The organism is Terrabacter sp. P5_B1, from assembly GCF_056400505.1.
On sequence record NZ_JBFULD010000260.1, the window covers coordinates 1 to 6,162 of the forward strand.

Here is a 6,162-nt window from a genome sequence, read left to right on the forward strand (position 1 = left end):
GGCTCTCGGTGGTCGTCCACGTCTCGGGAGCGCATCCCGCCTGACGTCCCCGCAGGGTCAGCCGACCGTGAAGACGACCTTGCCGAAGACGTCGCCGTCGACCATCCGGGCGAAGCCCTCGCGTGCGTCGGCGAGCGGCAGGACCGAGTCGACCACCGGCTCGACGCGGCGCTGCTCGACGAGGCGCGCCAGCTGCGCCAGCTCCTCACGGGTGCCCATCGTCGACCCGACGACGCGCAGCTGCTTGAAGAAGATCTTCGTCAGCTCGGCCTTGGCCGGGGCGTCGCCCGACGTCGCACCCGAGATGACGATGGTGCCGCCGGGGCGCAGGGAGTTGACCGAGTGCGACCAGGTGGCGGCGCCGACGGTCTCCATGACGGCGTCGACGCGGTCGGGCAGGCGCTCCCCGGAGCCGAAGACGCGGTCGGCACCGATCTCGAGCGCGCGCTGGCCACGCGCCTCGTCGCGGGAGGTGGCCCACATCCGGTAGCCCGCGGCGGAGCCGAGCTGGATGAGGGCAGTGGCGACGCCGCCGCCGGCGCCCTGGACGAGCACGGTGCCGCCCGGCTGCACACCGGAGTTCGTGAAGAGCATGCGGTATGCCGTCAGCCACGCCGTGGAGAGGCACGCGGCCGTCTCCCACGACATCGACTCGGGTTTGGGCACGACGTTGCCGGTGGGCACGAGGACCTTCTCGGCGAGCGTCCCGTCGTGCAGCTCCGACAGGAGCGTGCGGCGCGGGTCGAGGGTCTCGTCGCCGCGCCAGCCGTCCGAGGGGATGACGGCGTGGACGATGACCTCGTTGCCGTCGGCGTCGACACCGGCCCCGTCGCAGCCGAGGATCATCGGCAGACGGTCGGCGGCCAGGCCCACCCCACGAAGGGACCACACGTCGTGGTGGTTGAGGGCGGCCGCGCGGAGGTCGACCACGGTCCAGCCGGGCCGGGCCTGCGGGTCGGGCCGCTCACCCACGACGAGTCCGGAGAGCGGGTCGGCGGCGGACTGACTGACGGCGTGGGCAGCGAGCATCCCAGCACCATAGTGACCGGTGTCCGTCGTGCACACCGGTAGGGTCCTCCCCGTGACCGACAACACGCCCGTGCGCAGCTCAGCCCACCCGGGGCCGTCGCCGGCCCGCGGCCGTGCACCGAAGACCTCGTCGTCCGTCCTGGACCGTTCGGCAGGTCGAGGCGTTGACGCGCAGTCGGTGGCCCTCGTGGCCGTCTTCACGGCGCTGCTCGTGGCGGCGGCCGTCGTGCCCGGCATCCCGCTCGGCGGGGTCGGCGTGCCGATCACCCTGCAGACCCTGGCCGTGATGCTCACCGGCCTCGTGCTCGGCCCGGTCCGCGGTGGCCTCGCCGTCCTGCTCTACCTCTTCCTGGGGTTCGTCGGGCTGCCCGTCTTCAGCCGCGGCCAGTCCGGCCTGCAGGTGCTGACCGGCCCCACAGCCGGGTACCTCGTGTCGTTCGTCGTGGCGGCCCTCGTCGTCGGGCTCGCGGCGCAGGTGGTCCTCCGGCGGGCCCGCCGGGCGCTCTGGGTGCCCCTGCTGCTCGTCGCGTCGTTCGCCACGACCGTCGTCGTCGTCCACGCGCTGGGCATCATGGGACTCATGGTCAACCTCAGGCTGCCGCTCTCGGCCGCCGTGGGCGCCGACCTGCCCTTCCTGCCCGGGGACCTGGTCAAGGACGTCGTCGCCGTCGTGGCCGCGGTCGCCGTTCACCGCGCCTTCTCGGACGTGCTCGTGCGCCCGCGCGCGTGATCCCTTCGTGACGGAGGTACGGCTCGACGCCGCCACGGTCACCGTGCCGGTGGACGGCTCCCCGGACCGACGGACGCGCACCATCCTCGGGCCCGTCGACCTCGTCCTGACCCAGCGTCGGGTCACCGTCATCGGCGCCAACGGGTCCGGCAAGTCGACCCTGCTCCGGCTGCTCAACGGACTCGTCTCCCCCACGTCCGGTGAAGTCACCGTTGACGGTCTCGACACCGTGCGCCACGGGGCACGGGTGCGCCGGCACGTGGCGTTCGCCTTCACCGACCCGATCTCACAGCTCGTCATGCCGACGGGCCGGGAGGACGTCGAGCTCTCGCTCCGGCGCCTGCACGGGTCACGCAGCGACCGTCGGGTCGCGGCCGAGCAGGTCCTCGAGCGCTTCGGGCTGACCCACCTCGCCGACCAGAGCGTCTACGACCTGTCCGGTGGTGAGCGCCAGCTGATGGCCCTCGCCGTCGTCCTCGCGACCGACCCGGGGCTGCTGGTGCTCGACGAGCCGACGACGCTCCTCGACCGCCGCAACACCCTCCGGCTGCGCGCGCTGCTCGACGCGCTGCCCCAGACCGTCGTCCTCGCGACTCATGACCTCGACCTCGCCGTCGCCTCCGAGCGCACCCTCGTCGTCGACGAGGGACGCATCGTCTTCGACGGAGACCCGGCAGCGGCCGTGGAGCACTACGTCGGACTGGTCGACGAGCTGTGAGGGAGCCCGGACTCTTCACCGCGCACGTCCCAGGCACATCCGTCGTGCACCGAATGCCGTTGTGGGCCAAGCTCGCCGGCGTGCTCGCCGTCGGGGCCCTCCCGTGGGTCACTGCGTCGGTGTGGCCCCTCGCGCTCGTCACGGCCGCGCTCGCAGGGGTCGTGGTGGTGACCCGGCTGCCGGCACGCCGCCTCCTGCGTTCGATGCGGGGCCTGCTGCCTGTCCTCGTCCTCCTGCTGGCCTTCCAGTGGTGGTCCCACGACCTGGCGTATGCCGTCCGCGTCGTCCTCGGCATCGTCAACGCGTTCGTCGCGGCCGGGATCCTCACCGCCACGACGCCGGTCACCGACCTGCTCGACGGCGCGGTGCGCGCGGCCCGGCCGCTGCGCCGGGTCGTCGACCCCGAGGTCGTCGCACTGACCCTCGGCGTCGTCGTGCGTTCGGTGCCCTGGGTGGCCGGCTCGTTCTCGAGCGTGCGCGAGTCGGCCCGCGCCCGCGGTCTCGACCGCAACCCGCGGGCCGTGGTCGTGCCCACGGTCGTTCACGTCGTGGCGTTCGCGCGCTCCACCGGCGAGGCCCTGGCGGCCCGGGGCCTCACCGACCCCGGGGACGACGCTCCCGGCCCGAGCCGGACCGGGAGCGCCCCGCCGGGTTAGCGTGCGGTCTCGGCGACCTGGCCCGCCACCGCGGCGGCCACGGCCGGCGCCACCCGTTGGTCGAAGACGCTCGGCACGATCCGGTCGGCGGTCGGCGCGTCGACGAGCCCGGCGATGGCATACGCCGCCGCGAGCTTCATCTCCTCGGTGATCCGGCGGGCGCCCGAGTCCAGGGCGCCACGGAAGATCCCGGGGAAGGCGAGCACGTTGTTGATCTGGTTCGGGAAGTCCGAGCGGCCGGTCGCCACCACCTCGGCGAACCGGGCAGCCACCTCCGGGTGCACCTCGGGGTCGGGGTTGGCGAGGGCGAAGATGATGGCTCGTGGAGCCATCCGCATGAGGTCGCGCTCGAGCACCGTGCCGCCGGAGACGCCGACGAGGACGTCGGCCGCCGAGAGGGCGTCACGGATGGTGCCGGTGACCCCGCGCCGGTTCGTGAGGTCACGCAGCTCCTGCTTGTGCGCGACGAGGTCCTCGCGGTCCGGCCCCAGCACGCCGCGCGAGTCGACGACGACGACGTCGCCGAGCCCGGCCGCGACGAGGATGCGACTCACCGCGACGCCGGCCGCCCCCGCCCCCGACACCACGACCGTGAGGTCCGCGAGAGCCTTGCCGACGACCCGCACGGCGCCCAGCAGAGCGGCGAGCGCCACGATCGCCGTGCCGTGCTGGTCGTCGTGGAAGACCGGGATGTCGAGACGGTCCTGGAGCCGGCGCTCGATCTCGAAGCAGCGCGGAGCCGAGATGTCCTCGAGGTTGATGCCGCCGTAGGTCGGGGCGATCCGCACCACCGCGTCGACGATCTCCTCGACGCTGCCGGTCTCCATGCAGACGGGCACGGCGTCGACGTCGGCGAAGTGCTTGAAGAGCACCGCCTTGCCCTCCATGACCGGCATGGCGGCGAGTGGTCCCACGTCCCCCAGGCCAAGGACTGCGGTGCCGTCGCTGACGACGGCGACCGTGTTGCGACGGCTCGTGTAGACCGCGGCCAGCGTGGGGTCGGCCGCTATGGCCCGGGAGACCTGGGCGACCCCAGGGGTGTAGAGGAGGGACAGGTCGTCGGCGTCCCGGAGGGGTGACGTGGCGTGCACCCCGAGCTTCCCGCCCTCGTGGGCCCGGAAGACCGGGTCGCTCGGGTCGAAGAGCCGGGTGATGGGCAACGCACTCATGCTGGAAGCACCTCGTTCGCAGAAGAGTATGAGGGCAGACGTCCTCACTGGTGAAACAGCGCCGGGGGTCTGGCCTGCATGCTCGTTCTCGCGACGGGGGTTGCCCGAAGTGGCCATGATGGCACGCCAGCGGCCACCGCCCAAGGGGTGACGTGGCGGTGTGACGGCTCTCTCAGGCCTGGGCTGAGCCGTTGCCGATCGACGTGAGCAGCGCGTCGACGACCCGCGGGTCGTACTCGTAGCCCAGGCCGAGGTAGATCCGTTCGACGGCGGCCTCTCGCGCCCGTGCGCTGCGCGCACCTCCCGTGAGGTCCTCGTAGGCGTTGACCACCTTGATGATGCGACTCGTCAGCGGGATCTCCTCGCCGAGCTCGCGCACCTGGCGGTAGGGCGTGGTCTGGTGCTCCAGGATCCGTGCTGCCCCATCGAAGACACCGGTCTCGCGGACGATGGCCACCGTGTCGGCCTCGATGCGGCGCTGGTCGGCCGGCGCCGCGAGGACCGTGGCGCCGCCCGGGATCGGCTCGACGAGGGCGACCTGGCCGATGTCGTGCAGCAGCGCGGCGTACTCGAGGTCGAGCAGCTCGCGCTCGGAGAGCCCGAGCTCGCGCCCGACCCGGACCGAGAGGGCAGCCACCCGCTCGGAATGGCCCGCCGGGGTGTAGCCCGCGACGTCGGTCAACCGCGAGAGGGTGCGGATGCTCTGGAGGTACGTGGCCCGGATGCTGACGTAGCGGCGGAACGCGAAGAGGGTGAGGACGAGCGGCATGAGGAAGAGCGGCAGCGCCGCGACTCCCAGCGGCGGAGCGGCAAGCGCGATGAGGACGCCCGTCACCGCGACGGCGATGGAGAGGGCGAAGGAGGACCGGAACTCCTCGACGAAGGTGCGGCGCACATTGGCGCCGGCAGCCGCGCCGCGCAGGAGCGAGGTGAAGAGTGCGTCGGTCACCAGGGCGAGGAGGCAGATCGCGAGCAGCAGGACGGCCTGTTGCCAGGGGTCGCCGGTCATCTCCTGCGCCGCCGAGGCCGGCCTCTGACCGAGCACGGCCAGCCGGTAGACGAGGGTGGCCACGACGATGGCCACGAACCGACCGGCTGTGTCCACGAGACTCGTGTCGCGGCGGGCGGCGACCCGCACGGTCGTCCCGAGGGCCACGGAGATGGCTGTCACCGCCAGCACGAGCGGGGCGCCGTAGGTCAGGTGAGATCCTCCGGGGAGCCTCGTCGTGAGTGCCAGCCCGAATCCGGCCGCCATCGCGACCGGCGCAGCCGTCCGGAGCCCGGGAGCTGAGATGTGGAACCACTCACCGAGAACCATGGTGGCGCCGAAGGCCACCACGACCCAGAGGGTTGCCTGGTCGCCGAGCGCCGAGATGTCTCCGCTCTCGAACGCCACGACGACCGATGCGAGGAGGCAGAGGACGCCGAACGCCCCAGCCAAGGGTTCGCGGCGCAGGGCGCCGTTCATGACGCCACCTCTGCGGGTGCGGACGCCGGCCACCCGTGCTTGTCCAGGGCCGCGATCGCGGCCGCCACGACCTCGGGGTCGAAGCGACCCGGGTCGGATCTGAGCCGACGTGCCACTGCGGCTACCGGCAATGAGGGCTCGACGTCCGGGTCGTGCAGCGCACCGTTGATCGCAGTGGTCACCGCGACGATGCGGGCGGCGATCGGGATGTCCTGCCCGACGCGGCCGTCGGGCCGTCCGGCCCCGTCGAAGCGTTCGTACTGGTGGCGGATGCCGGATTTCGCAACCTCGAGGAAGTCGATGCCCTCGATCATCCGGGCGCCCACGACGCAGTGACCGTCGATGACGCGTCGCTCCGTAGGGCTCAACGACGCGGGGTCCCGGCGCAGGAG

The 6,162-nt window shown here is 72.5% G+C and carries 7 protein-coding genes; 3 read left to right on the forward strand and 4 right to left on the reverse strand.

Annotated features, from left to right (window positions below; all coding sequences use genetic code 11):
• Nucleotides 1–57: 57 nt before the first annotated feature.
• Nucleotides 58–1,029 (reverse strand): zinc-binding dehydrogenase, encoded by a 972-nt coding sequence (locus AC1DP0_RS16525; protein ID WP_478086244.1) that lies wholly within the window; start codon nucleotides 1,027–1,029, stop codon nucleotides 58–60.
• 52 nt (nucleotides 1,030–1,081) lie between these two features.
• Between AC1DP0_RS16525 and AC1DP0_RS16530 the strand changes: the two genes are divergently transcribed.
• The 3 genes from AC1DP0_RS16530 to AC1DP0_RS16540 are packed head-to-tail and all read left to right on the forward strand — an operon-like array spanning nucleotide 1,082 to nucleotide 3,133.
• Complete coding sequence (locus tag AC1DP0_RS16530; RefSeq protein WP_478086247.1) at nucleotides 1,082–1,759, forward strand: biotin transporter BioY; 678 nt, start codon at nucleotides 1,082–1,084, stop codon at nucleotides 1,757–1,759.
• A 7-nt stretch (nucleotides 1,760–1,766) separates the two neighbouring features.
• Nucleotides 1,767–2,477 carry an energy-coupling factor ABC transporter ATP-binding protein gene (locus AC1DP0_RS16535; protein WP_478086249.1) on the forward strand — a complete coding sequence of 237 codons (711 nt, stop codon included), beginning with the start codon at nucleotides 1,767–1,769 and terminating at the stop codon, nucleotides 2,475–2,477.
• 44 nt (nucleotides 2,478–2,521) lie between these two features.
• Entirely contained in the window at nucleotides 2,522–3,133 is a 612-nt protein-coding gene (locus AC1DP0_RS16540) for an energy-coupling factor transporter transmembrane component T family protein (protein ID WP_478086252.1), read from the forward strand.
• On the opposite strand, the gene AC1DP0_RS16545 is transcribed toward AC1DP0_RS16540, so the two are convergent.
• The 3 genes from AC1DP0_RS16545 to AC1DP0_RS16555 form a co-directional block, all read right to left on the reverse strand.
• A complete protein-coding gene (locus tag AC1DP0_RS16545) occupies nucleotides 3,130–4,302 on the reverse strand; it encodes an NAD(P)-dependent malic enzyme (RefSeq protein WP_478086254.1) in 1,173 nt (390 codons plus the stop codon). The genes AC1DP0_RS16540 and AC1DP0_RS16545 overlap by 4 nt on opposite strands.
• A gap of 172 nt (nucleotides 4,303–4,474) precedes the next feature.
• Nucleotides 4,475–5,770 (reverse strand): HD-GYP domain-containing protein, encoded by a 1,296-nt coding sequence (locus tag AC1DP0_RS16550; RefSeq protein WP_478086257.1) that lies wholly within the window; start codon nucleotides 5,768–5,770, stop codon nucleotides 4,475–4,477.
• A partial coding sequence (locus AC1DP0_RS16555) for an HD-GYP domain-containing protein (protein ID WP_478086261.1) occupies nucleotides 5,767–6,162 on the reverse strand: 396 nt, incomplete at its 5' end. The genes AC1DP0_RS16555 and AC1DP0_RS16550, both read right to left, overlap by 4 nt.

Coding starts and splice junctions, on each gene's coding strand:
- AC1DP0_RS16525 (WP_478086244.1), bottom strand. CDS start 1,029: ATGCTCGCTGCCCACGCCGTCAGTCAGTCCGCCGCCGACCCGCTCTCC.
- AC1DP0_RS16545 (WP_478086254.1), bottom strand. CDS start 4,302: ATGAGTGCGTTGCCCATCACCCGGCTCTTCGACCCGAGCGACCCGGTC.
- AC1DP0_RS16550 (WP_478086257.1), bottom strand. CDS start 5,770: ATGAACGGCGCCCTGCGCCGCGAACCCTTGGCTGGGGCGTTCGGCGTC.